20 protein-coding genes are annotated in these 26282 nt (G+C 65.9%); 9 read left to right on the top strand and 11 right to left on the bottom strand.

Features of this window, described 5'->3' with window-relative positions:
* The first annotated feature begins 160 nt into the window (after positions 1–160).
* Together AB5Y95_RS16130 and AB5Y95_RS16125 are read left to right on the top strand one after the other, a co-directional pair.
* The gene (locus tag AB5Y95_RS16130) at positions 161–1477 is read left to right on the top strand and encodes a sphingomyelin phosphodiesterase (protein ID WP_017765275.1); all 1317 of its coding nucleotides are present in this window, start codon (positions 161–163) and stop codon (positions 1475–1477) included.
* Complete coding sequence (locus AB5Y95_RS16125; RefSeq protein ID WP_368161583.1) at positions 1474–2262, top strand: hypothetical protein; 789 nt, start codon at positions 1474–1476, stop codon at positions 2260–2262. The genes AB5Y95_RS16130 and AB5Y95_RS16125 overlap by 4 nt, the downstream gene beginning before the upstream one ends.
* A gap of 39 nt (positions 2263–2301) precedes the next feature.
* On the opposite strand, the gene AB5Y95_RS16120 is transcribed toward AB5Y95_RS16125, so the two are convergent.
* Complete coding sequence (locus AB5Y95_RS16120) at positions 2302–3783, bottom strand: alkaline phosphatase D family protein (protein ID WP_268027428.1); 1482 nt, start codon at positions 3781–3783, stop codon at positions 2302–2304.
* 160 nt (positions 3784–3943) lie between these two features.
* Entirely contained in the window at positions 3944–5164 is a 1221-nt protein-coding gene (locus tag AB5Y95_RS16115; RefSeq protein ID WP_368161582.1) for a DEAD/DEAH box helicase, read from the bottom strand.
* Between the two features lie 158 nt (positions 5165–5322).
* Between AB5Y95_RS16115 and AB5Y95_RS16110 the strand changes: the two genes are divergently transcribed.
* Complete coding sequence (locus AB5Y95_RS16110; protein ID WP_368161581.1) at positions 5323–6132, top strand: ABC transporter substrate-binding protein; 810 nt, start codon at positions 5323–5325, stop codon at positions 6130–6132.
* A gap of 68 nt (positions 6133–6200) precedes the next feature.
* On the opposite strand, the gene tpx is transcribed toward AB5Y95_RS16110, so the two are convergent.
* Complete coding sequence (gene tpx, locus AB5Y95_RS16105; RefSeq protein WP_368161580.1) at positions 6201–6701, bottom strand: thiol peroxidase; 501 nt, start codon at positions 6699–6701, stop codon at positions 6201–6203.
* Between the two features lie 217 nt (positions 6702–6918).
* Here tpx and AB5Y95_RS16100 point away from each other — a divergent pair, with 217 nt between their 5' ends.
* Positions 6919–9330, top strand: a complete 2412-nt coding sequence (locus AB5Y95_RS16100) for a zinc/cadmium/mercury/lead-transporting ATPase (RefSeq protein WP_368161579.1) — start codon at positions 6919–6921, stop codon at positions 9328–9330.
* Between the two features lie 196 nt (positions 9331–9526).
* Here AB5Y95_RS16100 and pulA read toward each other — a convergent pair whose 3' ends face one another.
* Entirely contained in the window at positions 9527–13561 is a 4035-nt protein-coding gene (gene pulA / locus AB5Y95_RS16095) for a pullulanase-type alpha-1,6-glucosidase (protein ID WP_368161578.1), read from the bottom strand.
* Between the two features lie 280 nt (positions 13562–13841).
* Here pulA and AB5Y95_RS16090 point away from each other — a divergent pair, with 280 nt between their 5' ends.
* Positions 13842–14252: a hypothetical protein gene (locus AB5Y95_RS16090; protein ID WP_017784615.1), complete on the top strand. Its 411-nt coding sequence runs from the start codon at positions 13842–13844 to the stop codon at positions 14250–14252.
* A 59-nt stretch (positions 14253–14311) separates the two neighbouring features.
* Here AB5Y95_RS16090 and dmeF read toward each other — a convergent pair whose 3' ends face one another.
* Complete coding sequence (gene dmeF, locus AB5Y95_RS16085) at positions 14312–15262, bottom strand: CDF family Co(II)/Ni(II) efflux transporter DmeF (protein WP_368161577.1); 951 nt, start codon at positions 15260–15262, stop codon at positions 14312–14314.
* A 71-nt stretch (positions 15263–15333) separates the two neighbouring features.
* Here dmeF and AB5Y95_RS16080 point away from each other — a divergent pair, with 71 nt between their 5' ends.
* From AB5Y95_RS16080 to AB5Y95_RS16070, 3 genes are all read left to right on the top strand, one after another.
* Positions 15334–15609, top strand: a complete 276-nt coding sequence (locus AB5Y95_RS16080) for a metal/formaldehyde-sensitive transcriptional repressor (RefSeq protein ID WP_010635175.1) — start codon at positions 15334–15336, stop codon at positions 15607–15609.
* 168 nt (positions 15610–15777) lie between these two features.
* Entirely contained in the window at positions 15778–16974 is a 1197-nt protein-coding gene (locus AB5Y95_RS16075; RefSeq protein WP_042051443.1) for an amino acid aminotransferase, read from the top strand.
* 125 nt (positions 16975–17099) lie between these two features.
* Complete coding sequence (locus AB5Y95_RS16070) at positions 17100–18023, top strand: LysR family transcriptional regulator (protein WP_201989666.1); 924 nt, start codon at positions 17100–17102, stop codon at positions 18021–18023.
* A gap of 43 nt (positions 18024–18066) precedes the next feature.
* On the opposite strand, the gene AB5Y95_RS16065 is transcribed toward AB5Y95_RS16070, so the two are convergent.
* The 6 genes from AB5Y95_RS16065 to AB5Y95_RS16040 all read right to left on the bottom strand — a co-directional run bounded on the left by AB5Y95_RS16065 (position 18067) and on the right by AB5Y95_RS16040 (position 22803).
* Positions 18067–18390: a DUF1820 family protein gene (locus AB5Y95_RS16065; RefSeq protein WP_005308607.1), complete on the bottom strand. Its 324-nt coding sequence runs from the start codon at positions 18388–18390 to the stop codon at positions 18067–18069.
* 192 nt (positions 18391–18582) lie between these two features.
* Positions 18583–19434: a YjjW family glycine radical enzyme activase gene (locus AB5Y95_RS16060; protein WP_368161625.1), complete on the bottom strand. Its 852-nt coding sequence runs from the start codon at positions 19432–19434 to the stop codon at positions 18583–18585.
* 37 nt (positions 19435–19471) lie between these two features.
* Positions 19472–20998: a YjjI family glycine radical enzyme gene (locus AB5Y95_RS16055; RefSeq protein WP_368161576.1), complete on the bottom strand. Its 1527-nt coding sequence runs from the start codon at positions 20996–20998 to the stop codon at positions 19472–19474.
* A 116-nt stretch (positions 20999–21114) separates the two neighbouring features.
* Positions 21115–21456 (bottom strand): AzlD domain-containing protein, encoded by a 342-nt coding sequence (locus AB5Y95_RS16050; RefSeq protein ID WP_017780431.1) that lies wholly within the window; start codon positions 21454–21456, stop codon positions 21115–21117.
* 2 nt (positions 21457–21458) lie between these two features.
* Complete coding sequence (locus AB5Y95_RS16045) at positions 21459–22178, bottom strand: AzlC family ABC transporter permease (RefSeq protein WP_368161575.1); 720 nt, start codon at positions 22176–22178, stop codon at positions 21459–21461.
* Between the two features lie 148 nt (positions 22179–22326).
* The gene (locus tag AB5Y95_RS16040; protein ID WP_005308598.1) at positions 22327–22803 is read right to left on the bottom strand and encodes a murein L,D-transpeptidase family protein; all 477 of its coding nucleotides are present in this window, start codon (positions 22801–22803) and stop codon (positions 22327–22329) included.
* Between the two features lie 260 nt (positions 22804–23063).
* Here AB5Y95_RS16040 and AB5Y95_RS16035 point away from each other — a divergent pair, with 260 nt between their 5' ends.
* The gene (locus AB5Y95_RS16035; RefSeq protein ID WP_368161574.1) at positions 23064–26210 is read left to right on the top strand and encodes a S41 family peptidase; all 3147 of its coding nucleotides are present in this window, start codon (positions 23064–23066) and stop codon (positions 26208–26210) included.
* Positions 26211–26282 lie beyond the last annotated feature (72 nt).

Genomic DNA, 26282 nt, shown 5'->3' with positions numbered 1-26282 from the left:
GTGCCAACCGGCACGCCCCGCCTCTTCGCCAACCTGTCCGCTTGCCCTGCCTCCCCATATGGGGCCTTTCATTTATTTGTAACAAAAATGTAAATGAAATGACCTCTGTGCCCGCCATAACAGTCACTTTCCCGCGTGTCTCAACCAAAAGGACTTCATGATGCACAAGCCCGTCAGTTATGCCGCCCTGCTGCTGGCCAGCCAGTTTCCGCTGCAGGCGCTGGCCGATACCGATGTCTACCTCACCAACAACAGCCCGGATCCGGTCCAGCTGGAGATCCGCCAGAGCGGCTCCGGCGAGCTGCAGGCCGGCAGCCAGTGGATCCAGCACAGGACTGAGCTGGGCCCCTGGGAGAGCGCCATGGTGCTCAGCTTCAACCGCTACGAGGGGGTAAAGGCGGGCAAGAGCTATCTGTTCGAAACCCGGGTCACCACCCCCAGCGGTGACACCTACCGCCTCAACCAGCGGATGGAGGGCACCTGGTGGAACAGCACCCTGCAACACGGCGGCGAGACGCCGGCAGACAACTCAGGCTGGCAGAGCGATCGCGCCATTCACCGCCTGAGCGGGCCGCAGGAGCTGGCCTTCGCCGCCAAGTTCACCGGCCGCTACGACGATCTGCACTACATGCTGACCCCGCCCAAACAGGTGGAGCAACCCGAACCTGCCGAAACCAGGTTGAAGGTGGCCAGCTACAACGTCTGGGCGCTGCCGGTGATCGCCTCCAGCATCGGCGAGCGGCTGGCGCTGCTGCCCGAACACCTCAAGGGTTATGACGCCTTGCTGCTGCAGGAGGTGTTCGACGGCCGCCGCGAAGGCTTCCTGCAGGCGCTGGCCAAAGAGTACCCCTACCAGACCAAGGTGCTCGACAAGCCGGGGGTCAACATCCACGACGGCGGCGTGGTGATCGTCAGTCGCTACCCCATAGTGCGCGAGGCCCAGCTGGTCTATCCCCAGTGCACCGGCACCGACTGCTTCGCCGATAAGGGGGTGATGTATGCGGAGGTTATCAAGGGGGGCAAGGCCTGGCACCTGTTCGCCACCCACACCGCCAGCTTCGACACCGACGAGGCGCGCCGCCTGCGCCAGATCCAGTTCGGCCAGATGCGCACCCTGGCCGCCAGCCTCAATATTCCCGCCAGCGACACCGTCATCTACGGCGGCGACTTCAACGTCAACAAGCGCAAGTTTGCCGATGACTACGCCGGCATGCTGGCCAATCTCGACGCCGACGAGCCGGCCTACGGCGGCTACACCGAGGCCACCTTCGATCCCAGGATCAACCCCTATGCCGGTGGCCCGCTCTCCGGCGGCGCCAACGTGGAGTACCTCGACTATCTGGTGGTGAGCCGGGAGTACGGCGCCGCAAGCCACAACCTCAACAGCGTCTGGATCCCGCGCAGCAGCGACGGCAGCCTCTGGCCCGCCAGCAACCTCTCCGATCACTTCCCGGTCAAGGGAGAGATCAGCCGATGAAGCGCCGTTACGGCTTGCTGGCGCTGGCGCTGCTGGCCTTGTTGCTGCTCAACCTGGGCGCACAGGAGGAGCCGGCGCGCCCGGCCTCCACCAGCCAGCCCCCATCGGACGCAGCTGCGCCCGTGCCGGCGCAGCTGCCGGACTCCCCGGCGCTCGCCTCGCCGGTTGCCGCCACACAGACTGACTCCGAGCCGCCTCCCGCCAGCTGGCGGGCCATGCCGGAGGCGCTGAGCCAGCAGCTCGCCAGCGAGGTAAGCGACAGCGATCTGCCGCTGGCCGAGCGGCTCGCCAATCTGGAAGGCGCTGAGGCCAGCTGGCTTGGCGAGGGGGAGAGCCTGTTTCGGCTGCAGGGGCGCTACGCCCTGGCGCTCGAGCAGCTGGCGCAGGAGAGCGAGCAGTTGCCGCTGGCCGAGCGGCTGGATGCCCTCACCCGCTTGCAGGATGAGTGGGTGGCGGAGCACCCGGATCTGGCGACTGAACTGTTCAACCCGGCGGCCCGGCTGCAGCAGGCACGCCAGCTGTGGGGGGACGAGGAGCTCGCCACCCTGGTCCACCACTTCCTGCCGGCCGCACAGGCCGAGGCGACCCTGCAGTTTGCCGCCAGCCGCCAGCAGCAGCTGGATCAGCGCAGCCGCTACCAGCAGCAGTTGACCGAGCTCGAACAGCAGCTGGCGGCCAGCCGGGGCAACATGGACGAGGCGAGCTGGCAGCAGCACAGGGAGGCGGTGCTCGGCCAGTTTCGGCGCGACTTCTTCGCCCGTGACACCGCCACACCAACGCAATGAAAAAAGGGCCCTGACGGGCCCTTCGCATCTCCCCGGCCATCAGGCCAGCGGGTAGCTGGCCGCCAGTCCGTTCTCGCAATGCCAGTTGGCCCACAGCTTGTCGTCGCTGCCCATCAGCAGGGTGGCGAAGTTGCGGGTACGCAGGTAGACGGGGGCGCCGAACGGCTTGATAAGCTCGGCGCGGATCAGCCGGCTCTCGTCGAGGTATTCGGGATCGTCGTTGGTCATGGCCAGGATCCCCATCCACTGGAACTGGGTGGGACAGGGGTGGACGATGCCGGAGGAGACCAGCTGGTGCACGTTGAGCCCCTCCCGCTTGTCCTGAATGACCCCGAGGCACCCCACGTGCACGTCGCCTGAGAGGATCAGGGTCTTGCAGCCAGGCTCCTTCTGGCGCCGCTGCCTGGCGTTGTCCAGCAACCGCATGATGAGGCGGGCCCGCTCCCCCTGATGGGCCTTGGCCCGCCAGTGATCCTTGAGATCGTCGGTCAGCTCCTCCTCCCAGGGGGTGGCATCGAACGCCGCCTCGGTGAAGGAGAAGTCGCGATAGACCACGGGCACCCCCGCCAGCACCAGCAGGTGGCCCGTGTCGCAGGCCGCCAGCGCGGCGTTGACCTGCTCCCACTGGGACGGGCTCATTACCTGGTCGCGGGTGCGGTTGGCCCGGTTGTCCAGCGCCAGGATCTGGTAGCCCCTGAAACCGAGCCGCCAGGAGTGGTGATTCAGCCCCTTGTCCAGCAACGCCCCGTTGGCACCGGTGCGCAGCTGGAACAGCCGGAAGTACTTGGTGGCGGCGGCATAGATGGCCTGATAGACCTCGCAGCGCTGCAGATCCTCGGGGTAGCTGCCCCAGCCATCGAAGATGTCGTGATCGTCCCACATCATGGCGCTCGGCACCCGGGCCAGCATGAAGGCGACCTCGAGGCGGCCCCACTGTTTGCAGTAGAGATCGCAATAGAAGCGGTCGAGCTGCTCCACCATGGCCCGGGTCGCCTTGCGCTTGACCTTCTCTGCCCGGTCCAGCTCGTTCCAGGCCTTGAGGGTCGGCACGCTCGTCCAGAGGGAGTCCGCATAGATCTGATCTCCTCCCATCAGCAACAGGGAGAAGGGATGGGCCTTGTGCTCCGCGGCCAGCTTGTCCCACATGACGTAGGGGGCCGGAGTGGAGGTGAGCAGCTTGAAGTCAGAGAAACCGTTGCAGGAGGCGTAGCCTATCCGCACCTGCTCCTTCTTGCCCGGCAGATGGAACTGCCACTTGTCGTATCCCGCCAGATCCTGCGCCGGCTGCTTGTCCAGCAGGACCTCGTAGTCGACGGGGGTGCCGGCCTTGCTTTTGGGACTGGCCTGCCAGACCAGCCGCCAGAAACCGCCTCTCGGGGTATCCGCCTGCTTGCTGGCGGCCAGCAGCTCGCCGTTGATCCGCACGGCAGCACTCTTGCAGCTGGCCTGCGCCATAAAACAGATGCTGTACTCGGTCTCTGACTCGAGGCCCAGCAGGGGGCCCATTACCAGACTGGTCATTCGTCATCCCTCCATGGTGAAACCCATGGAGCATAGCGAAGCGACCGCTATTTGATAGTGACCAGGTGGGCAAACAGAAAGGGCCAGGGTTTGGCCCCGACCCTTTCACTGTTTGGCGCTGCGATGAACCGGCCTGTCACACCGGTCATGACGGGGGGCGCTACGCCTTGCCCTTGAACTGTTTGACGCTGCGCTTGGCCTGGGTGCGACGGTTGGCCTGTTTGTCGCGGGGGGCGCGCTTGCCCTCCCCGCTGGCTGGCTTGTCGGTCACCGGGAAGCCGGCGAGATCGGCCAGCGGCAGCTCGCGCCCGGTGAGGGTGCGGATCGCCGCCAGGGTGTCGGCCTCGCCATGGCAGGTGAGCGAGATGGCGAGCCCGCTGCGCCCGGCCCGGGCGGTGCGGCCGATGCGATGCACATAGACGGGGGCGCTGGCGGGCAAGTCCAGGTTGATCACCAGCGGCAGCGCCTCCACGTGAATGCCGCGCGCCATCAGATCGGTTGCCACCAGCACCCGCACCTTGCCCGCCTTGAAGTCGCCGAGCGCCTGCTCACGCACCGCCTGCTCCTTCTCGCCGTGCAGGGCCGCCACCGCGATGCCCGCCTTGGCCAGCTTGCGGGCCACCCCGTCGGCGTCGTCGCGAGCACTGATGAAGACCAGCACCTGCGGCCACTCGTGGGCCTTGAGCAGGCTGATGAGCGCCGGCACCTTGCTGCTCTTGTTGACCAGATAGAGCCGCTCCTCGATGTCGTCGGCCACGCTGTTGCGTGGATCCGCCTCCACCCGCGCGGGCTCTTTCAGCAGACCGGTAGCCAGCGCCTCCAACTCGGCGGGCAGGGTGGCGGAGAAGAGCATCTGCTGCCGCGCGTCCGGCATCGCCTTCATCAGCCACTGGATATCGGGCCAGAACCCCATCTCCAGCAGGCGATCCGCCTCGTCCAGCACCAGAGTGCGCAGGCCGGCCAGGGTCAGCAACTGCTGGCCCAGCAGATCTCGCAGCCGCCCCGGGGTCGCCACCAGCAGCTGCGGCCCCAGCGCCAGCTCGGCCTGTTGCTGCGCCTGTTCCACCCCGCCGCACAGGGTCACCAGCCGCAGACCCAGCCCGGCGGCCGGCCCCTGCAACGCCTCGCTCACCTGCACCGCCAGCTCGCGGGTCGGCACCAGCACCAGCCCCTGCACCTCTGCCAGGGCGGGATCCAGCCGCTGCAGCAGCGGCAAGCCAAACGCCAGTGTCTTGCCGCTGCCGGTGCGGGCCAGCGCCAGCAGATCCCGTCCCGCCAGCGCGGCCTGGATGGCCAGTTGCTGCACCCGGGTCGGGTGCTGAAGATTGGTTGGCAGGGCCGCCAGCAGGGCGGGGGCAAGGGCGAGTTGGTCAAAGGTCATGGCACGGTACGGATAAGCAAGTGGGAGGGCGAAGTCTAGTGAGCAGGGGCCCATAAGTAAAACCCAATCCACCCAGGTGCCGGTTCCGGGCCACCCCGCCGCGCCAGGGTGCCGCTGGCTACACTTCAGAAAACCTCTCAAGGCGGAGCTACCCGACCATGACCCGATCCCCCACCCTGCCCCTCTTGCTGCTGCTCGCCCTGCTGGGGCTGACCAGCCTGGGGCTCTCCCGCGCCGATCCCCAGGCCCCCCCCGCCGCCAAGCCGGTGCGCATCATCAACGCCCACCTCGGCGAGTTGCCGGGGCTGATCAATGCCGACAAGACAGGTCCCTTCGTCGATCTGGTGCGCGCCATCGACGATCTCTATCCGGATATCAGCATCCGGATCACCATCTATCCCCTCGCCCGGGCCATGGCCGGGGTGATCGCCGGCACCGCCGACTTCAGCCTGCCCGCCATCCGCAACCTGCAGGATGCCGACCTGCTGCCCTATCGCTTCAGCACCCGCAGTTTCGGCAAGGTGACCCACGTGCTCTACAGCAATACCGACCACATCATCACCCCCGACATGGCCTACGGCATAGTGCCCACCAAGCGGGATCTGCTGATCGAGGCGACTCCCGGCTTTCTGCCCATTCCGCTGCAGCGGTCGATGAGCATAGAGCAGTCCCTGCGCAAGCTCTCCCGCGGTCGCATCGATGCCTTCATCTGGGCCCAGGAGGAGGCCGACCTGATGTTGCGCCGGCTCAAGCTCAGCAACATCCACCGGGAACATCTGGGGGATTTCGAGGATGTCTTCATCATCGCCAAGGGGCCCGCCGGCGACGAGATGGATCGCTTCCTCGGCGAGGCGATTGACCGGCTCGCCGCCTCCGGCAAGCTGGCCGAGATCTACGCCAGGTTGCACCGCCCCTATGTGGAGTGGCAACCCAAGCCCTCATCACAGCCGCTCGCCACCTCCCCCTGACGGCAGCCGCCCATAAAAAAATCCCGCCGGGGCATGGCCCCGGCGGGATTTTTGTCGACCCGACGCTATTACAGCACGGCCAGGGCGGCGGCGTAGTTCGGCTCGTCGGCCACTTCGGCCACCAGCTCGCTGTGCAGCACCTTGTCGTGCTCATCCAGCACCACGATGGCGCGGGCAGCCAGACCCACCAGCGGGCCGGAGGAGAAGGCCACGCCGTAGTCCTGCAGGAAGGAGACGCCACGCAGGGTGGACAGGTTCACCACCTTGTCCAGACCCTCGGCACCGCAGAAGCGGGCCTGGGCGAACGGCAGGTCGGCGGAGATGCACAGCACCACGGCGTTGTTCAGGCTGCTTGCCTGCTCGTTGAACTTGCGCACTGAGGTGGCGCAGGTCGGGGTATCGACGCTCGGGAAGATGTTCAGGATTTTGCGCAGACCGGCGAAGTTCGCCAGGGTCACGTCGGAGAGATCCTTGGCCACCAGGGAGAAGGGCTTGGCCTGTTCGCCGGCAACCGGGAAGTGACCGGCGACGGAAACCGGGTTGCCTTGCAGAGTAACGGTATTGCTCATGTTATGTCCTTGATTATCGAGGGAGGATCAGGGCCTCCAGTATAGGCCCGCCGGGCGGGGACAAACACCCGCCAATCACAGGGATATAGGATCGCCAAAGCACCCGTCTGGAGGAGCGGAGAGAATGGGGGTTGACCTTGGACTTAACACCAAGGTTTACACTCGGCTCAGTCATCCAGGATCCCGCAGGGGCGGGGTCCCTCAAGAGGAACGCACCATGAGCAAATCCTGCTGCAGCCATCAACACGCCGCCCCCATCAAGGCCGTCAGCAAGGCGGCCGCCTCCCAGGCCGAGCACAGCCACACCAGCCACTGCTGTGACAACACGGCAACGGCCAGTTGCGCGGCCATCCCGGCTCCCCACGATCATCAGGCGCGCGGGGTCGCCGATGTCCCCGGCGACGAAGAGCCCCCCAGAGGGGGCTGCTGCACCGACACCAAACACGACCACGGCCATCACCATGAGCAGGGTCATGCGCACGATCACGCCTCCGCCGCGGACGAGCCGCCGCTGGACGCCCCCGAGCAGAACAGCCGCCGCCACAGCTGGCAGGTGCTGGGGATGGACTGCCCCAGCTGCGCCCGCAAGATAGAGACGGCCGTCAGCCGGGTGAGCGGCGTGCAGCAGGCCCGCGTGCTGTTTGCCACCGAGAAGCTGGTGGTGGATCTGGCCCCCGGCCTCTCCCCCGATCCCGTCACCGCCGCCGTGCTGGCCGCCGGCTTCCAGCTCAAGGGCGAGCGCGCCGGCAAGCCGGAGTCCGGCCGCGAACGCGGCCCGCTGCAGACCCTGCTCGGCAAATATTGGCAACCGCTGTCGCTGGCCGGCCTGATGTTGGTGGCGGCCCTGCTGCCGAGCCAGATCGGTCAGCCACTGTTTACCCTGGCCACCCTCTGGGGCCTGTGGCCCATCTCCCGCAAGGCGTGGGCACTGACCAAAAGCGGCTCCCCCTTCGCCATCGAGACCCTGATGACGGTCGCCGCCGTGGGGGCCCTGTTCCTCGGCGAAACCGCCGAAGCGGCCATGGTGCTGCTGCTGTTCATGCTGGGGGAACATCTGGAGGCCTACGCCGCCGGCCGCGCCCGCGCCGGGGTCACCGCCCTGATGGCGCTGGTGCCCGACAAGGCGCTGCGCATCCGCACCACTGCCGAGGGCGAGGTGCGGGAAGAGGTGGCCGCCGATGAACTGCGTCCAGGCGACATCATCGAAATCGCTCCGGGCGCCCGTCTGCCGGCCGATGCCCGCCTGCTCGACGCCCTCGGCGCCTTTGACGAGAGCGCCCTGACCGGCGAATCCATCCCGGTGGAGCGCCGTCAGGGTGACAAGGTGCCCGCCGGCAGCCTGGCGGCGGATCGGGTGCTGCGTCTCGAAGTGGTGTCCGAGCCCGGCAACAACGCCATCGACCGCATCCTGCATCTCATCGAAGAGGCCGAGACCCAGCGCGCCCCCATCGAGCGCTTCATCGACCGTTTCAGCCGCTGGTATACCCCGGCCATGATGCTGGTCGCCCTGCTGGTGGTGCTGGTACCGCCACTCGCTTTCGGCCAGAGCTGGGACGAGTGGGTCTATCGCGGGCTGGCGCTGCTGCTGATCGGTTGCCCCTGCGCCCTGGTCATCTCCACCCCGGCGGCGGTCACCTCGGCGCTGGCGGCAGCCACCCGGCAGGGGGCCCTCATCAAGGGGGGCGCCGCGCTGGAGCGCCTCGCCCACATCGATACCCTGGCCTTTGACAAGACCGGCACCCTGACCCTGGGCAAGCCGCAGCTGACCGAACTGGTGAGCCTCAATGGCCAGCCAGAGGCCGAGCTGCTGGCACTGGCGGCGGCCATCGAGCAGGGCTCCCACCACCCGCTGGCCCGCGCCGTGGTGACGGCGGCCAGCGAACGGGGCCTCAGCCTCGCCGCGGCCCAGGATCTGCGCGCCCTGCCCGGCATGGGGGTGGAAGGTCGCATCGACGGCACCCTCTGGCAGTTGCTGGCACCGAGCCGGGTCGCCACCCTGGATGCGGCGATGCAGGCTCGGGTTGCCACCCTGGAGCAGCAAGGCAAGACGGTGGTGGTGCTCGGTCAACCTGACGCCACTCCAGCCGCCCTGCTGGCCCTGCGCGACCAGATCCGCCCCGAGGCGGCCCCGGCCCTGCGCGAGCTGAGCGAGCTCGGCCTGCAGAGCATCATGCTGACCGGTGACAACCCCCGCGCCGCCGAGGCGATCGCCGGCGAGCTCGGCATGGGCTGGCGCGCCGGCCTGCTGCCGGAGGGCAAGGTCGATGAGATCGCCAAGCTCGGTCTGACGCAAAAGGTTGCGATGATCGGCGACGGCATCAACGACGCGCCGGCCATGAAACGGGCCAGCATCGGCATCGCCATGGGGGGCGGCACCGACGTGGCGCTGGAGACCGCCGATGCGGCGCTGACCCACAACCAGCTCGGCGGGGTCGCCGCCATGATCCGGCTCTCCCGCGCGGCACTGGCCAACATCCACCAGAACATAGCGCTGGCGCTGGGGCTCAAGGCCATCTTCCTGGTCACCAGCCTGCTCGGCATCACCGGCCTGTGGATTGCGGTGCTGGCCGACACCGGCGCCACCGCGCTGGTCACCGCCAACGCCCTGCGCCTGCTGCGCAAGCGCTAAGCCAGCCGTTGACGGCACAACCAACAGCCGTCCCCCTCGGGACGGCTCTTTTATTGCGCCGCCTTCGACGGCAAAGAAAAAGCGCGGCTGCCGGTCGGCAGTCGCGCTTTGCTTACTCTCTCGGTGTTATCCCACCCTTGGCGAGGTGGAATTCAACCCTGGGCTGCCGAGCCAGCCCCGGGCTCGATGGGAATGACTACTTGGCGCTGCACTCCTGGATCACCGCGGTGCCCGCCTTGGCACCGGCCGGGTCAACCTTCACTAGCACGCTCCACAGCCCTTGCGGCAAGGTGATGCTGTTGTTGGCGCTGCCCGCCTGGGAGAAGGCGAACGGGTAACCGGTCTCCGCCTTCAGCGCACCGCCACCGTTGAGCAGGTACTCCTTGCTCCAGTCCTCATTGGCCACCTTGAACTCGGTGCTGCCGGTGTAGTTGAAGGCCGCCTGATAGATGGCCAGATCCCCATCCATCCCCTTGTAGCTCAACTGGTACTGGGGCTGAGCATTCCAGCCGGAGAGCTCGCCCTTGACGAACAGGTTGTAGCCGAGCGGATTGCCCGCCACCGTGTCCAGCACCTTGCAGCTCTGCACCGGCTCGGTAAAGCTGACGCTCAGGGTGGGCTTCTCCTTGTTCATGGCGGTAAACACGAACTTGTAGCTGCCCGCCTTGGCCAGATCGAGCCCGATGTTGCCGGTATCGCCACCCTTGCAGAGGGTCAGCGGGGTGCCGACCACCAGCTTGTCACCGGCGTTGCAGCTGCCGTAGTTGAGGGGACCCCAGCTGGCATCCGCGATCTTGACGTTGGTGGTGCCCAGCTTGTCGCTGCTCACCTCGGTGGTGAACTCGTACATGAAGTTGCTGGTGAAGGTCATCTGGTTGGTGTTGCCCCACTCATCGAGAAACCCCTTCAGATAGACGGCGGTGTCACCAAACGGCGGTACCGTGCTCAGATCAGTCTTCTTGCCGACCGGCAGGCCGCTGCCCTGGGCACCGCTCTGCGGCTTGACGAACACCGCCGCCGACCAGGCCCCCAGGGTCAGGGTACCGCCATTGACGGCGGCATCGCGGGCGATGCTCTCGCCGCCGTGGTGGGCCGGGCTCAGCTGCAGGCTGGCCAGGTCGATGGGCTGATCGTTGCCGTCACGGAAGTCACTGACGCTCTGGGGAGCATTGGTGGCGTTGATCATCACCACCAGACCGTCGATGGCCGGATCCAGATCCGCACCCGCATTGATGCCGTCATCCACCGTCATCACGATGAGGCCGGGCACCTGATCCGGGCCGGTATTGCGAAAATCGACCCGCTTGATCACCTCGGCGCCACTGCCCAGACGCAGCAGACGGGAGGATTGGCGCAGCTCGGCCAGCTCCTGATAGAAGCCCACCATGGTCGCCATGTCGGCACCGCTCGGTTTGACGTGCTTGCCGAGCACCTGCTCGATCAGCGGATAGTTGTCGCCATCCTTGTCCTTGCGCGGCAGCCCCTTGTCGAAATTATTGTCATTTAAGCCGTAGTCGACCCGGTTGTACCAGTCACCCGCGTCGTAGCTGTCCCGCTCCATGGACTTGGAGCGCAGCAGCTCGACACCGGCGTGGGTGAAGGGAATGCCCTGCCCCAGCATGGCGGTGGCCAGCGATACCCCCTGCATCCGCACCAGATCGGCCCCTTGCGGCGCCTTGTAGATCAGGTTGTCGAACAGGGTCTGGTTGTCGTGCTTGTCGACGTAGTTCTGGATTTCGGTCGGATCCTGGGCATAGCCAGCTGGTTGACCGTTGTAGTCGATGTCGGAGCCCTTCTTCGGCATCCCGTCCTTGTCGGTCAGGATGAAGTCCTTGAGGTTGCCGGCCATGCCGAGGCGCACCAGATCGGCCTGATGCAGAGCAGTGGCGCGATCGACGCCGTCCATCTCGTTGGCATCCACCAGGGCGCCGTTGCCAAAGCCCTGGGTCTTGCGAATGGTGTCGCCGCCGTCGAACGGACTGCCACCGCGCACCGCATCCCGCAGCCGGTCGGAGAAGGAGCCGATACCGGTGCCGGCCAGGTGTTTCTGGGTCGCCTGCACGAAGCGCTTGTCATCCTGCACCTCGCCGAAGTTCCAGCCCTCGCCGTAGAAGTACATCTCCGGGTTGACCTGCTTCACCGCAGCCAGCGCCTGCACCATCTGATCTTTCGGGTGGTGGCCCATCAGGTCGAAGCGGAAGGCGTCGATCTTGTAGTCGCGGGCCCAGGTGACCAGGGAGTCATCCATCAGCTTGGCGAACATGGCGTGTTCCGGCGCCGTGTTGGAGCAGCATGTGGAGTTCTCCACCGAGCCGGTCTCCGGATTGAGGCGCTGATAGTACCAGGGCACTATCTTGTCGAGCACCGACTTGGGCCCCAGGCCCGCCTCGTTGGTGTGGTTGTAGACCACGTCCATCACCACGTTCATGCCGATGTTCTGCTTGATGGCCTTGACCATTTCGCGGAACTCCAGGATGCGCTGGCTGCCCTCGGCGTTGGTGGCGTAGGAGCCTTCCGGGGTGGTGTAGTGGTAGGGGTCATAACCCCAGTTGAAAGAGTCGACGCCGCGCAGGTAGCCGTAGAGCTCCTGCACCTGCGGGTTCTCCTTGCTGTCGCTACCTTGCAGATCGCCGAGCACGGCCTCGATGGTCTGGCCGCTGCTGCAGTAGCCGGCAAACTTGGAGTTCTGCACCTCGGGGTTGACCTGGCACAGCTTGCCGAAGTCGTCGCCGATGTTGGCGACCTTGGCCGGATCCTCGTTGACGGTGGCGATGTCGAACACCGGCAGCAGGTGCAGGTGGCTGACGCCGCTCTTGGCCAGCGCCTGCAGGTGCTTGACCGGCGCCGTGTCGGTATCGGTCAGGCCGAGAAACTTGCCGCGGTGCTCGGCCGGGGTGGAGTCGTCGTTGCCGGTCAGATCGCGGACATGGGCCTCATAGATGGTGATGTCGGCGGGGTTCTGCTGGCTGTGGGGCGCCTTCAGGCTGTCCCACCCTTCCGGCTTGAGGGCCGGATCGTTGAGATCCACCACCTGGCTGAACTCGGAGTTCATCGCCAGGCTCAGGGAGTAGGGGTCGGTCACCTGATAGGATTCCAGCTTGCGGCTGACCGGGTGATAAACCTGGATGTCGTAGCGGTAGAACTTGCCCACCAGCTCGCTGCCGCCCTGCACGCTCCAGCTGCCGCTGGCCTCGTCCAGGGTCATGGTGCGCTCGCCGAGCGACTTGTGCTGCTCGTCGAACAGCGCCAGCTTGACCGATCTTGCGGTCGGCGCCCACAGCCGGAAGGTGACATTGCCCCCCTCCACCACGGCGCCATAGGTCAGCTTGGTGGCCGCTTCGCTGTAGAGAGCATCGAGGGCGCCGGCGCTCTGCACCAGGGTCGCCCCCTGCAGAATGCCGTCGGCATCGGTGCCGATGGCCACCAGCTCACCCTTGAGCAGCGGCTTGAGGTCCTTGCCAGCCGGCAGGGCGAAGGCGGCAGCATCTTTCAGATGCGGATACTTGGCCTGCTGCTCGGCAGTCAGGCTGGTCGGGGTAAGGGTGATGTAGGGGAAGTCGAACACCCCTTCCGCGTTGGCCTTGATGGTACCGGACTCGGTGTAGTAGAGGCGGACATGGGGCTTGTCCTTGCCCCCTTGCCAGATCAGGGTGTTGCCGTCGATCAGGTGGGCACTGGCGCCCGCCACGCCGAAGGCGGCGGTGAAAGCCTCGGCCCGGCTGCCGAAGATCTCGTTCTTGCCGGCGACGATGGCCACGGTGCGGTCCGGATGATCGCTGAAGACCACCTTCATGTCGCTGCCGGTCAGGTTGGCCAGATCGCCGTTACGGGCGATAAAGTTGATGCACCCTTCCACCTTGCTGAGGGGCACCACCCAGCTCGGACCGAAGCCGTCGACCGCGGCCGGGGTGTTGGCCTTGTCGTCCCAGCCCGCGTTGAGGCCGCTCTCGGCGGTGGCGTTGCAGGCGTCGTTGTTCCACAGGTGCAGGCTGTAGTTGGCGAAGGGGCCAGTGACCCCGCGTGCCGCACTGGTCTGGGTATCCACCAGGGCGATCACCGCCTGATCGGGCCCGGCCACCAGCTGTTCGGCCGGGGGTTGTACATTGGGCAGACGGGCGACTGGGCCGTCCGAGGGTTCCGGGGTGGGGGAAGAGCTGTTGTCATTGCAGCCGGACAAAAGCGCGAGCAGTGAGGCTGTTACCAGCGCCACCTTGGTCTTTTTCATATCCATTTTTTTATAATTCCCGCTGTAGTTAGTCTCGATATTCGAGTACCCGGTCATTGCCGAGCGGGGCCATATTAATCAGCTGAAATCGTTTCAAATGTGAGCAGGAAGGCAAAAAAGTTAACCTCTTTCAACAAGATAACGTTTTCATAACGAAAATAGGATCGGGCTCACAGACCCGTCGTCCGTTTCGGCCCATACCAGCGGAAGGCGCGTCCAATTTCGGAAAAAAAGATTTCCGATCAAATGGATAAGTGAACAAGAGCGAGCAAAGGAGCAACCGGAGATGAAACGGATTGAGGAGCAGGCCAGGCGGCTGGATCAGGAGTATCAGGGGATTGCCCAGCTGTTCGACCAGTTCTGCCAGCAGGCGGGCACCCTGGCCGAGCAGTACCACTTCTTCAACTGGCCGGATTATGAAGATACCCCGCCCCTTGCCCGCGCCTTCACCCTGCTGGGGGAGCCACGGGAGCTGCGGCTGCGCTGCCAGCCGGGGGAGCGCGGCAGCCTGAGCGGTCTCATCCAGGTGTGCGGCGAGGATGGCACCATCCACGCCAGCCTCGGCTTTCATCCCGACGGCCAGCTGCAGCTGGAGTCGGGCCGGCTGCTGGACAATCCACCCGGGCTGCTGCTCAAGCTACTGCTCGGCGCCATCTGGCAGCACAAACCGGACGATGTGCAGGGCCCGCCGCACTGAGCCAGAAAAACAGGAAGGGGCCTTGGCCCCTTCCTGCTGTTGCGGCCAACCGGCCAGGATCAGGGGGTGCCCACCTCTATGGTGACGTGCACCAGCTCCTCGTGGATGGCGAGCCGCGCGCGGATCTCGCTGGCGGAGAGCGGCGCCGCCATCAGCAGGGAGAGCACGCAGGCATACTGCTGCTGCCCCACCCGCCAGACGTGCAGATCGCGGATCTCGGTTTCCGGCAACTCGGCGATCACCTCGCGGATCTCTGCCACCAGCGGCGCATCCATCTCGGCATCCAGCAGCACTCGGCCGGAGTCGCGCAGCAGCCCCCAGGCCCACACCGCCACCAGCACGGCGCCCACTATGCCCATCAGGGGATCGAGCCAGTCGGCCCCCCACAGCATGCCCCCCACCAGCGCCAGAATCGCCAGCACCGAGGTGGCCGCATCCGCCAGCACGTGGATGTAGGCGGCGCGCAGGTTGAGATCCTGATGGCCGTGATGATCGTGTGAGTGATCGTGGTCGTGATGATCATGATGGTGGTCGTGGCCGTGCCCATGGTGATGACCGTGATCATCCTTGAGCAGCCAGGCGCAGGCCAGGTTCACCAGCAGGCCGACGAGGGCGATGACGATGGCCTGCTGGTAGTGGATCGGGCTGGGATCCAGCAGCCGGAACACCGACTCGAACAACATCATGCCGGCCACCCCCACCAGCAAGAGAGCGCTGGTGAAGCCCCCCAGCACCTCGATCTTCCAGGTGCCGAAGCTGAATCTGTGGTCGCGGGCGAAGTGGCGGGCGGCGCGGTAGGCCAGCACCGACAGGCCGAGCGCCAGCGCGTGGGAGCTCATGTGCCAGCCGTCGGCCAGCAGCGCCATGGAGTTGTAGAACCAGCCGCCGCCGATCTCCGCCACCATCATGATGACGGTCAGCAGCACGGCCCAGCGGGTTTTCTGTTCGGCCAGCGGATTCCCTTCGTGGACGACGGGTTGGTGGCAGTGGGATGAGGCGAGGGATGACATGGATTTCTCCTGAGGACGACAATGCAATATACTATACCCCAGTATAGTTTTATTGATCGAGAGGATCCTGCATGTCACACACCATTCACGGCAAGAAGAAGCTGCTGGCGCGGGTGCGCCGCATCAAGGGACAGGCAGGGGCACTGGAGAACGCGCTGGAGCAGGAAAGCGACTGCGCCGCCATCCTGCAGCAGATCGCCGCCATTCGCGGCGCCGTCAACGGCTTGATGCTGGAGGTGCTGGAGGGCCACATGCGCGAGCATCTCGGCGCCGAAGAGGCGACCCCGGCCGAGCGGCTGGAGGATCTGGATCAAGTGGTGCGGGTGTTGCGATCCTATCTGAAGTAAGGCCGGTGGAGGGGGCCGCGAGCGACCCGCATCATCCCGTTTACGGCTGGGCGGCATCGGCCCCACGCTCCCCGCCCCTTTCAGACTTGAGCCCTCGCCGGCTTTACGCCATGATGACCGCCGATCATTGATCGCCATACCCTGGATTCCATTTCGCAAGGACCCCCCATGTTTGAACACGTCGATGCCTATGCTGGCGACCCCATCCTGACCCTGGTCGAGACCTTCCACAAAGACACCCGCGAGCAGAAGGTGAACCTGGGGATCGGCCTCTATTACGACGAGCAGGGCCGCATTCCGCTGCTGGCCTCGGTCCAGCAGGCCGAAGCGCAGCGCGCCGCCGCCCCGGCCCCGCGCCCCTACCAGCCGATGGAAGGCGCCGCCAACTACCGCACCGCGGTGCAGCACCTGCTGTTCGGTGCCGACCACGAAGCGGTCAAGGCGGGTCGCATCGCCACCATCCAGACCATCGGCGGCTCAGGCGCGCTGAAGATCGGCGCCGATCTGCTCAAGCGCTACTTCCCGACCTCAGAGGTGTGGGTCAGCAATCCCACCTGGGACAACCACAAGGCGATGTTCGAGGGGGCCGGCATCAAGGTGCACGACTATCCCTACTACGATGCGGCCACCGGCGGCGTGCAATTCGACGCCATGATCGACTGCCTGAGCAGCCTGCCGGCCAAGAGCATCGTGCTGCTGCACCCCTGCTGCCACAACCCGACCGGGGTGGATCTCTCCCGCGCCCAGTGGGACCAGGTCATTACACTCGTGGTGGAACGCCAGCTGATCCCCTTTATGGATATCGCCTATCAGGGCTTCGGCGACGGGCTGGAGGAGGATGCCTATGCCATTCGCGCCATGGTGGCCGCCGGCGTCAGCTTCTTCGTCAGCAACTCCTTCTCCAAGAACCTCTCCTTCTACGGCGAGCGCTGCGGCGGCCTGTCGGTCATCTGCCAGGATGCCGAAGAGGCGGGTCGGGTACTGGGCCAGATGAAGGCCACCGTGCGCCGCAACTACTCGAGCCCCCCCACCCACGGTGGCCAGATCACCGCAGCGGTGATGAGCCAGCCCGAACTGCACGCCATGTGGGTCGGTGAAGTGACCGAGATGCGCACCCGCATCAAGGCGATGCGCCAGAAACTGTTCGAGGTGCTGAGCGCCAAGGTGCCGGGCCGTGACTTCAGTTACTTCATCAACCAGCGCGGCATGTTCAGCTACACCGGCTTCACCCCGGAGCAGGTGGACCGCCTGCGCGAAGAGTTCGCCGTCTATCTGGTGCGCTCCGGTCGCATGTGCGTGGCGGGCCTCAACAGCCGCAACGTCGACTACGTGGCCGACGCCATGGCCGCCGTGCTCAAGGGCTGATCCCCGCAAGCCCCGCTCAGGCGGGGCTTTTTGTTTGTCCCGTTTGCTCGTGGAGTCCCTATGAACCTGATCGCGCCGTCTCCATTGCGCCATCCAGCCCGCCTCGTCTCGCAGCAGGAGGCCTCATGGATCTGATCGCGCTGTCGCGACTGGGCGGCCGCCATCTGGTTACCCTGCACCTGCTGCTTGACAGCCAGAGCGTCACCCGCACCGCCGAGCGGCTCTGCACCACCCCCTCCACCGTCAGCAAGACCCTCAACCAGTTGCGGGATCTGCTCGGCGATCAGCTGCTCTACCGCCAGGGCAACCAGCTGTTGCTAACCCCGTTTGCCGAGCGGCTCGGCCCCACCCTGCACCGGCTGCTGAGCGAGCTCAACGGCCTCACCGGCCAGGGCGGGTTCGATCCCGCCAGCTGGCAGGGACAGCTGAAATTTGCCCTGCGCGAGAGCGGCATGGTCTGGCCCATGGGGCCCATTCTGGCGCAGCTGATGCGCGAGGTGCCGGGCCTGGTGCCCGACATTCGCAACAAGGATGAGCAGGGGCTGGCGGCCCTGGCGGCGGGCAAGCTCGACTTCGTGATCCTGCCCCACGATCAGAGCCAGCCCTTGCCCCGCCAGCAAGGGCTGGTGTGGGAGACGCTGCGAGAGGACAAGCTGGTCTGCCTGCTGCGCGCGGATCACCCGGCGCTGGCGCGGCCCTGGGATCTCGATGCCTACCTGAGCTGGCGCCATATCGCCATTCGCGATCAGGAGCTGGCCAACCCCTTCTTCGAGCAGAGCCTAGCCCAGTTGCAGGTGCGCCGGCAGATCGCCGCCATCCTGCCCGATTTTGGCAGTGCGGCGACCCTGCTGCGCCAGAGCGATCTGATCCTCACCGCCGTCAACGGCTGGGCCGAGCAGGCTGCCCCGCAAGGGCTGGTGAGCAGGCCGGTACCGTTTGATTACGGCGCCGTCACGCACAGCCTGGTATGGTACGGCCCGGCAGGAGAAGAGCCGGCGCGGCGCTGGTTTCGCCAGCGGATCCTGCAGCTGGCCCGCGCGCTGGCATGATGAGGGCCGTGCCCGGCACAGGCTGTGCCAGGCACGACTGTGCTCAGGGTTTCTTGGTGTAGATGGGGCCGGGGAAAGGAGAGACGTTGTTGCCCAGCTCGGTGATGCGGGCAGCCCCCTGCTTGCGCACCTGATCGACCCGCAGCACGTGGTGCATGGGGATCATGGTGCGATTGACGTCGGCAAACTCACTCTTCAACTTCTCGTGGCTGGGGTCGACGATAAGCGCCGTGTGGTTGTCCCACACGAAGTTGGCGATCTCGATAAAGCCGAACAGCTGACCCTGGCTCACTTCCCTGACATAGACTTCGTAACGCTCGTTGTGACAAATGAACTGCACTCGATATAAGGCGTTGGATTCACTCATGTTCGTCTGTTGATGGTGGGCGATTGACCCATTCTAGCCGCCCCCTCGCAGAGCTCAAATAGACAGCAATCACAGTTACGTCATCTCAAGACTCAGGCAGCATAAAAGCCACGCCGAACCGCTCGGTTCGCCGCCCAATCTTGCCTTGTCGTATTAAATCCCTTTGCGATCAGCTGATTAGCATCCGGCTACTCAGAGCAGCGGCGGCAGAGTGACGGGACCAAGCCCCGCCGCCGCCAGCGCCGCGGCCAGCTGCTCCAGCTCCTCTCGCGTCGCCTGTGGCCAGCCCTGCGCCGCCCCGCGCACGCCGTGATGGCGAAAGCCGTTGAGACGGATGGGCACGGGCCCCAGAGCCAGCAAGAAGGCGGCGAGCCCGCCATCCAGCGTGCCGTCGGCGGCGAGATAATCGCTCTGCCCCGGCACCTGCAGCAGGCGTACCTCCGCCAGCTTGCCCGCCTGCGCCAGCAGTTGCAGCGAGGCCAGCACCCGCTCGCGGCCATAGCCGGTCAGCATGTGATGCACAGAGTCGCACCACCCCTTGAGGTCGATCATGGCGCCGTCCAGCACCGGCAGCAGCCGCTGCCAGCCAGCCTCGGCGAGCGAACCGTTGCTGTCGAGCAGGCAGTCGAGATGGGCCAGATCCGGCGCCCCCTTGATGGCCGTGAACAGCGCGATCACGAACGGCAGCTGGGTGGTGGCCTCACCGCCGGAGACGGTGATGCCGGTCAGCAGCGGGCCGTAGCGGCGCAGCAGGGCCAGCACCTCGGCCACCGTCATGGTAGCGGTCTTGGGGCTGGCGCTGCGGGGGCAGACATCGAGACAGACATCGCAGTCGGTGCAGCGCGCCGCCTGCCAGCTGACCCGTCCCTCGTGCAGGGTCAGGGCCCCGCTCGGGCAGCCGGGCACGCAGTCACCGCAGTGATCGCAGAGACCGATGGTGTGCGGGTTATGACAGCCGGGGCAGGCGAAGTTGCACCCCTGCAGAAACAGCACCAGCCGGTTGCCGGGGCCGTCCACGCAGGAGAAGGGCAGCCAGCGGCTCACCGTCGCGGTGCGCGCCGCCCCTGCCCGCCTGCCGCACTCAGTAGTCACACAGGGTCGCCTCGCGCCCCACCACCCGCGGCGACCGCTGGCAGATCCCGGTCAGCTCGCTCGCCTCGGCGCCGAGGCAGGTGGTCTGCAGCCGCGAGCCCTCGGCCGCGAAGCGGGCCACGTCGCTCTTGCGGATCATGTAGCCGGTCACCCGCACCAGGTCGCTGTCCGCCACGTTGGCGGTGAACTCGCGCATGCCGATGGCGAGCGCCCCCTTGCAGAGCTGCAGCAGCGCCTGCGGGTTCTGGCGGATGGTGGGATCCAGGGTCAGGATCTCGCTGATCCCGGAGTGATAGAAGCCGTGGTGGGGGGCCAGCGCCAGCACATGGCTGGCGGGATCCGGCTCCTCGCCATAGGGGATGCGCACCCCGGGGGTCACCCCGCGATCCACGCTGAGCCCGCCCTGGGAGTGGAGCAGGGCGCGGCCGCCCCAGGCGTGGCGCTGCGGCGTTTCGCTCACGTGGCGGGCGAGCTGGGCCGAGATGCGATAGCCCAGCTGGTTCGCCTCCTCGTCACGGCCGTAGCGCTCCGGCAGATTCTCCTTGTCCATCAGAAGGTTGACCGCCTCGGCCATGCCGTAGATACCAAACATGGGCACGAAGCGACCCTCCTCCAGCAGCCCCTCCTGCACCAGGAAGCTGTCGAAAAAGCCGGACTCCTGGTGCAGGAAGGCGGCGCGCGCCTCGATCAGGCGGGAGGCGAGGCGACAGTAGTGGGGCAGCAGGCAGCCCAGGAAGTCGTCGATGCCGTGGGCCTGCTCGGCCACCCGCTTGAGGGAGACCCGCACCAGGGTGTTGGCGCCGCCCGCTTGGGGCAGGGCGTTGTAGCAGCTGACGATGCCGAAGCCGCGCTCATCGAAGGTGTTGCGATGGAGCGGGTAGTTGGCGATGTGTGGTTTGCTGCAGGCCGCTATGTTCTTCACCCCCTGCAGCAGCAGGCTGTCCGGGGTCTGCGCCGGATCGTGAAACAGGGTGAGGTTGGGGGCCACCTGCTTGAGCTCGCCGTCGATGCGCAGGATCAGGCGGCAGAGCCGGTTGTCGTCCGGCCCTATGTTGACGTGCATGAAGGCATCCGGCAGCACCCGGTCCAGGTAGATCCAGAACCCCTTCAGCTTGCGATAGAGCACCTCGTCATCCAGCTCACCGACGAAGGGCAGCAGCAGGTGATCGAGCCGGCCCAGCCAGACCGGCATGCCGGTGACGGAGGGCACGTGGTGGTAGAGAATGCGCAGGGCATCGAGTGCTTCGTCGAAATCCCGCGGCGGTGCCAGCTCCAGCCAGGCGGAGCCCTGGCGCAGAAACTTCTCGTAATCCGGCAGCACATAGCGCGGCTTGTAGGGAGCGTGTCCCTCGAACATGTCGCAGACAAAGCCCTTGGCCATCGCCTCGCTCACCTCGGCGGGCAACGCAGGATAGGGCAGCGCATTCTCGGCGGCCAGTGCCAGGGCATGGCTCTTCTGGGCCGGTGACAACAGGGGATCGCGCACGATGCGCTGGCAGGTTTCGGTGAAGGACATGGCTCGCTCCTCGACGGATGGGAGCTAAATCCTCACACTTGAGAGGTGTTTTTTGAAGTGACATTCACAACATGGCGGATATCCAATGAAGACATCCGCCATGCAGGATCACGGGCCTAGCCCAGCCAGGGCAGCAGCTGGGCCACGCCCCCCTGCCAGCGCAGCAGGAAGAAGCCCCCCATGCCGACCACCACCACCAGCAGAGTCGGCAGCCGCAGCAGGGTCAGCGCCGTCACCAGCAGGGTGGCGACCAGGTAGTCCGGATCCCAGCTCAGCCCAGCGCCCGGCTGATAGCTGAAGACGATGGGCAGCCAGATGGCGGTCAACACCGACTGGGCCGAGAAGCTGAGGAAGGCCCCCATCTCGGCGCCCGGCTGATAGCGGGTCAGCCGCGAGAAGAAGGCGAAGCGGTTGAAAAAGGTGATCAGGGCCAGCAGGCCTATCATCAGCCAGCTCATGATTACCTCCTCATCCGGTGCAGCACATAACCCACCAGCATGCCGGAGAGCGCCGAGATGATGATGTAGACCTCCGCCAGCAGCGGCTTGGTGAGCAGCGCCATGGCCCCGCTCACCAGGGTGGCCGCCACCATGGGCAGGTTCTTCATGGCGGGAATGGTCATGGCGATGAAGGTGGCGGCGATGGCGAAGTCCAGCCCCATCTGATCCAGCCCGTCGATGTACTGGCCGGCGGCGATGCCGAGCAGGGTCGCCAGATTCCAGAACAGATAGAAGACGAAGCCGGCGATGAGCGCGTAGGCCGGATCGAAGCGGCCACCGCGCTCCCTGTCTTTGAGCGCCACCGCGAACATCTCGTCAGTCAGGAAGAAGGCGAGACTGGCGCGCCAGCGCAGGGAGAGCGGCAGCACGTCGCGGCGAAAAGTGAAGCCGTAGAGCAGGTGCTGAGAGGTGATGACGAAGGTGGAGCCCATGATGGGCAGCAGCGGCGTGCCTGCCCCGAACAGGGTGGTGGCCGAGAGCTGGGCGGCGCCGGCATAGACCAGCAGCGACATCAGCTGGGCCTGCAGCGGGCTCAGCCCTACCTGCAGCGCCAGGGCGCCGCACAGGATCCCCCAGGGGATCACCGAAACGGAGAGCGGCAGAATATCGATGGAGGCGCGCCACCAGAGCGCGCGGGTACTCTCGGCCCCGACGGACGGAGAGAGGGTTGCTGACGGCATGGGATCATCCTTGTTGCGGCCACGGCGAGCCGGAAAAACTAGCACAGCACGGGGACGGATACCAAGAGGCTGCGGGTAAAGAGAGGATGAAGCAGAACAGAGGGCCCAAAAAACAGAACGCCACCCGAAGGTGGCGCGCTGCAGAGAGTCAGGGCTGAATGATGATGGGAGTGCCGGGTTCGATGGCGTTCCACACTTCGTCCAGATCCTTGTTGAGCATGGCGATGCAGCCATTGGTCCAGTTGGACGGCTGCAAACGGGTGTTGCCTATGCTGTTGCGCTGACCGTGGATCATGATCATGCCGCCCGGTCGCACACCCATCTCGTTGGCCGCCTTGATGTCGTCCAGATTCGGGTAGTTGATGTGGATGGCCTTGTAATAGTTGGAGTTGGTCTTCTTGTAGTCGAGGATGTAACGGCCTTCCGGCGTGCGCTGATCCCCTTCCCGCTGCTTGTGCCCCTTGGGAGCCGGGCCCAGAGCGATCCAGTAGCGTTTGACCTCCTTGCCATCCTTCATCAGGGTCAGGCTATAACTCGATTTCTTCACCACCACCATATCGGCGGACAGGGTGGCAAAACTCAATGCGGGCCACAGCCCCAGCAAACACAGTAATACGGCTCTCATTCCATCCCTCGGCAAGCCTCTGGTAAGGGCTTTTCTGTTACCAAATCATCTGAACTGCACCGCCTGGTGTGGCGGGCGAGCGCCATCATATTGGATCGCCATCAATACTCAATATATCCAGAGAAACATATCCCGCGCCATCTTTTATAGATTGTTACAATTAACTGCTAAAACAACGGGATAACCCCCCTATCTCGGGATAGTCCCGGGCGGGACATTGGGGGAAGATAAGGCGCTTTTCACCTCTCAGGAACCTCACGATGCGATACCGACTCTCCCTGCTGCTCTTGCTGATCTGCTCCCCCCTGCAGGCGGCCGAGCCACTCTGGCTGCGCGAGCCCGCCCTCTCCCCCGACGGCAAGCAGCTTGCCTTCACCTGGCAGGGTCGCATCTACCTGAGCGCGGGGGATGGCGGCAGCGCCGTGCCCCTCACCGACGGCAGCTATCTGAGCCAGCGCCCGCTCTGGTCGCCGGATGGCAAGCTCATAGCCTTTGCCGCCAACCTCTACGGCAATGAAGACGTGTTCGTGGTGCCGAGCCGCGGCGGCGAGATGGAGCGGCTGACCCGCGATTCGCGCCCCGATCTGCCCCAGGCCTTCAGCGCCGATGGCAAGCAGCTGCTGCTGAGCAGCCAGCGCCTGACCAACCCCGATGCCGATCACTTCGTGGCGGAGGGGTATCGGGCCAGCAACCTCTACTGGACGCCAGTTACCGGCGGCCCGCTAACCCCGGCCCAGCCCCTGCCCGCCACCCTGGCCCGCCCCCACGGCAACCAGCTGGCCTACCAGATGCCGGGCATGGATCAGCCGTTTCGCAAGCATCAGCATTCGTTCGCCGTCTCCCGCCTCTGGCTGTTTGACGGCAAGCAGCATCGCCAGCTGACCGAAGACAGGGTAGCCGCCAGCGATCCGGTCTGGGATGAGCAGGGCAAGCAGCTCTACTACCTGAGCGAGCGCAGCGGCGACTTCAACGTCTGGCAACGGGATCTGGCCAGCGGCCAGGATCGCCAGCTCACCCACTTCAAGGGTCACCCGGTGCGCGGCCTCAGTGCCTCCCGCCAGGGGGATCTGGTCTGGTCCTGGCAGGGGGAGCTCTACCGCCTCGATGCAGGCAGCGACACCCCGCACAAGCTCGCCATCCAGCCGCTGTTCGCCAAGGTGCCGGCCGAACAGAGCTGGCAGCCCGGCCCCATCGACGAGGCCATCGCCCGCCAGGACGGAGAAGAGGTGATCCTGGTCAGCCAGGGGGATCTCTACGCGGTCGACACCCGGCGCGAGCGGGTACGCCAGCTCACTCGCCACCCCAGCGAGCAGTCGGCGCCACGTTATCTCGATAAGGAGCAGATGCTCATCTACCTCTCCGAACAGGAGGGGCCGGCGGCGTTGTATCGCCTCAAGAAGGAGCAGCCAGACACCCTGTTCAGCGCGCCCGGCACCCTGATAGAAGAGAAGCTGCTGGCCATCCCGGGCGCCGCCATCAGCGTGCCGACCCTCTCCCCCGACGGCAAGCAGCTCGCCTTCGTGGTGGATGGCCAGGCCGTCCATCTGCTGGATCTGGCCAGCGGCAAGCAGCGCCAGCTGGTCGCCGCCGAGTTCAACCCCTCCCGCCATACGGTGGAGCTGGCCTTTGCCCCCGACTCGCGCCACCTGGCGCTGACCATCCAGCCCGACTCCAGCCAGCAGGAGATCGCCGTCATCGACACCCGGGATGCCAAGGCCAAGCCGGTCAACGTCAGCCTCAACGGCTATCGGGATGGTGAGCCGGCCTGGAGCCAGGATGGCGGTATTCTCTATTGGCAATCCACCAAGTACGGCGTGCTGGGGGCCGATGGCGAGCCCCTCGGCAGCAGCCTGCTCGGCCTCTACAGCAGCCGCGCCGCCAGAAGCGATTTCCTTGCCGAACAGGCACCGCCCAAGGCTGGCTACGGCTTCGAAACCGACCGGCTGGCACACCGGGAGGCGCTGCAGTTGCAGCCAGAAGGCACCGCTCTCGCCAGTCGCATCGTCGACGATCACCTGGTCTATCTGGTGGAGACCAGCGGGGCCAACGGCGAGAGCGAGATCAAGGGTTACGCCCGGGATCTGCGCAAGGGCGAGACCAAGCTGCTGTTTGCCGAGCAGCCGGGGCCGGCGCTGGCCAGCCTCAACCAAGATGCCAGCCTCGCCACCCTGGTGCGGGAGGGGGAGATCGCCCTCATCGATACCCGCTCCGGCGAGGCCAGCAGCCACCCCTTCAATCTGCTGATCACCGCCAGCTGGCAGGATCGGATGAACGCCGCCTTCGACCAGATCACCCGCCTCACCCGGGACGAATTCTACCGGGCCGACATGAACGGGGTGGACTGGGATGGCTACGTGGCCGCCTATCGCCGCCTGCTGCCCGGCATCAGCAACGAGCGTGACTTCGGCAACCTGCTGGCGGAGCTGGCCGGCGAGCTCAATGTTTCTCACACCTGGGGCAGCGTCCCCGACTCCTCCCTGCGCATGCCGGACGACACCGCCAGCCTCGGCGGCTACTGGCGCGAGCGGCAAGGAGCGGTCGAGCTGACCGCCCTGCTGGCCGGCGGCCCGCTGGAGCAGGAGACGGATCTGGCGCCAGGCGCCCGCCTGCTGGCCATCAACGGCACCGAACTGCACAGCCTCAACGAGCTGGATGCCCTGCTCAACCATCAGGCCGGCCAGCGGCTGGCCCTCACCCTGCTGCCCAAGGGGGCCAAGGAGCCGCACCAGCTGGAGGTCACCGCCATCGACCAGCAGCAGGAGTATCAGCTGCAGCTCGACGGCTGGATCGCCAAGCGCCGCAGCCAAGTGGAACAGTTGAGTCAGGGGCGGGTCGGCTATGTCTATCTGCCGGAGATGAGCAGCGCCGTCTATGAGGAGGTGGTGGCCGACGCCCTCGGTCGCCAGCGCAACCGCGAGGCGCTGATCGTCGACGTGCGCTTCAACAAGGGGGGCTATCTGGCCAACACCCTGGTGGAGTTCCTGACCGGCAGCGGCAGCGCCCAGGGCATGGCCAGCAGCTGGCCGCGCCTTGGCAAGGGTGAGACGGACGCCGCCACCCGCCAGTGGACCAAGCCCTCGGTGGTGCTGGTCAATGCGGGCAGCTACTCGGAAGGCTCGGCCTTTCCCCAGTACTACCGCACCCTCAAGGTGGGCCCCATCGTCGGCGAACCGGTGCCGGGTACTGGCACCATGGTGTACGGCCACACCTCCAGGCTGATCCCGGGCCTCGCCTACGGCATCCCGACCCTGGGGCTGCGCAACCCCGACGGCACCCTGTACGAGAACCAGGAGCTGATCCCGGACGTGCAGGTGGCACTGACCCCGGCCGACATGGTGGCGGGGCGCGATCCCCAGCTGGCAGCCGCGGTGCAGGCCGCCCTCGCCCAGCTACCGGCGGCCAGATAAGCCCGCCATAAAAAGAGGAGCCGGCCGGGCTTGCCCGGTCGGCTCCTTTGACAGACAGACATCAAGGGCGCC

The organism is Aeromonas sp. R5-3, from assembly GCF_040908225.1.
GTDB classification, from domain to species: Bacteria; Pseudomonadota; Gammaproteobacteria; order Enterobacterales; family Aeromonadaceae; genus Aeromonas; species Aeromonas dhakensis.
This window is presented reverse-complemented; position numbering and strand designations above follow the sequence as displayed.

Excerpts from the sequence above, each read along its gene's own strand:
- AB5Y95_RS16130 (WP_017765275.1), top strand. The coding sequence starts at position 161 with ATGCACAAGCCCGTCAGTTATGCCGCCCTGCTGCTGGCCAGCCAGTTT.
- AB5Y95_RS16125 (WP_368161583.1), top strand. The coding sequence starts at position 1,474 with ATGAAGCGCCGTTACGGCTTGCTGGCGCTGGCGCTGCTGGCCTTGTTG.
- AB5Y95_RS16120 (WP_268027428.1), bottom strand. The coding sequence starts at position 3,783 with ATGACCAGTCTGGTAATGGGCCCCCTGCTGGGCCTCGAGTCAGAGACC.
- AB5Y95_RS16115 (WP_368161582.1), bottom strand. The coding sequence starts at position 5,164 with ATGACCTTTGACCAACTCGCCCTTGCCCCCGCCCTGCTGGCGGCCCTG.
- AB5Y95_RS16110 (WP_368161581.1), top strand. The coding sequence starts at position 5,323 with ATGACCCGATCCCCCACCCTGCCCCTCTTGCTGCTGCTCGCCCTGCTG.
- tpx (WP_368161580.1), bottom strand. The coding sequence starts at position 6,701 with ATGAGCAATACCGTTACTCTGCAAGGCAACCCGGTTTCCGTCGCCGGT.
- AB5Y95_RS16100 (WP_368161579.1), top strand. The coding sequence starts at position 6,919 with ATGAGCAAATCCTGCTGCAGCCATCAACACGCCGCCCCCATCAAGGCC.
- pulA (WP_368161578.1), bottom strand. The coding sequence starts at position 13,561 with ATGGATATGAAAAAGACCAAGGTGGCGCTGGTAACAGCCTCACTGCTC.
- AB5Y95_RS16090 (WP_017784615.1), top strand. The coding sequence starts at position 13,842 with ATGAAACGGATTGAGGAGCAGGCCAGGCGGCTGGATCAGGAGTATCAG.
- dmeF (WP_368161577.1), bottom strand. The coding sequence starts at position 15,262 with ATGTCATCCCTCGCCTCATCCCACTGCCACCAACCCGTCGTCCACGAA.
- AB5Y95_RS16080 (WP_010635175.1), top strand. The coding sequence starts at position 15,334 with ATGTCACACACCATTCACGGCAAGAAGAAGCTGCTGGCGCGGGTGCGC.
- AB5Y95_RS16075 (WP_042051443.1), top strand. The coding sequence starts at position 15,778 with ATGTTTGAACACGTCGATGCCTATGCTGGCGACCCCATCCTGACCCTG.
- AB5Y95_RS16070 (WP_201989666.1), top strand. The coding sequence starts at position 17,100 with ATGGATCTGATCGCGCTGTCGCGACTGGGCGGCCGCCATCTGGTTACC.
- AB5Y95_RS16065 (WP_005308607.1), bottom strand. The coding sequence starts at position 18,390 with ATGAGTGAATCCAACGCCTTATATCGAGTGCAGTTCATTTGTCACAAC.
- AB5Y95_RS16055 (WP_368161576.1), bottom strand. The coding sequence starts at position 20,998 with ATGTCCTTCACCGAAACCTGCCAGCGCATCGTGCGCGATCCCCTGTTG.
- AB5Y95_RS16050 (WP_017780431.1), bottom strand. The coding sequence starts at position 21,456 with ATGAGCTGGCTGATGATAGGCCTGCTGGCCCTGATCACCTTTTTCAAC.
- AB5Y95_RS16045 (WP_368161575.1), bottom strand. The coding sequence starts at position 22,178 with ATGCCGTCAGCAACCCTCTCTCCGTCCGTCGGGGCCGAGAGTACCCGC.
- AB5Y95_RS16040 (WP_005308598.1), bottom strand. The coding sequence starts at position 22,803 with ATGAGAGCCGTATTACTGTGTTTGCTGGGGCTGTGGCCCGCATTGAGT.
- AB5Y95_RS16035 (WP_368161574.1), top strand. The coding sequence starts at position 23,064 with ATGCGATACCGACTCTCCCTGCTGCTCTTGCTGATCTGCTCCCCCCTG.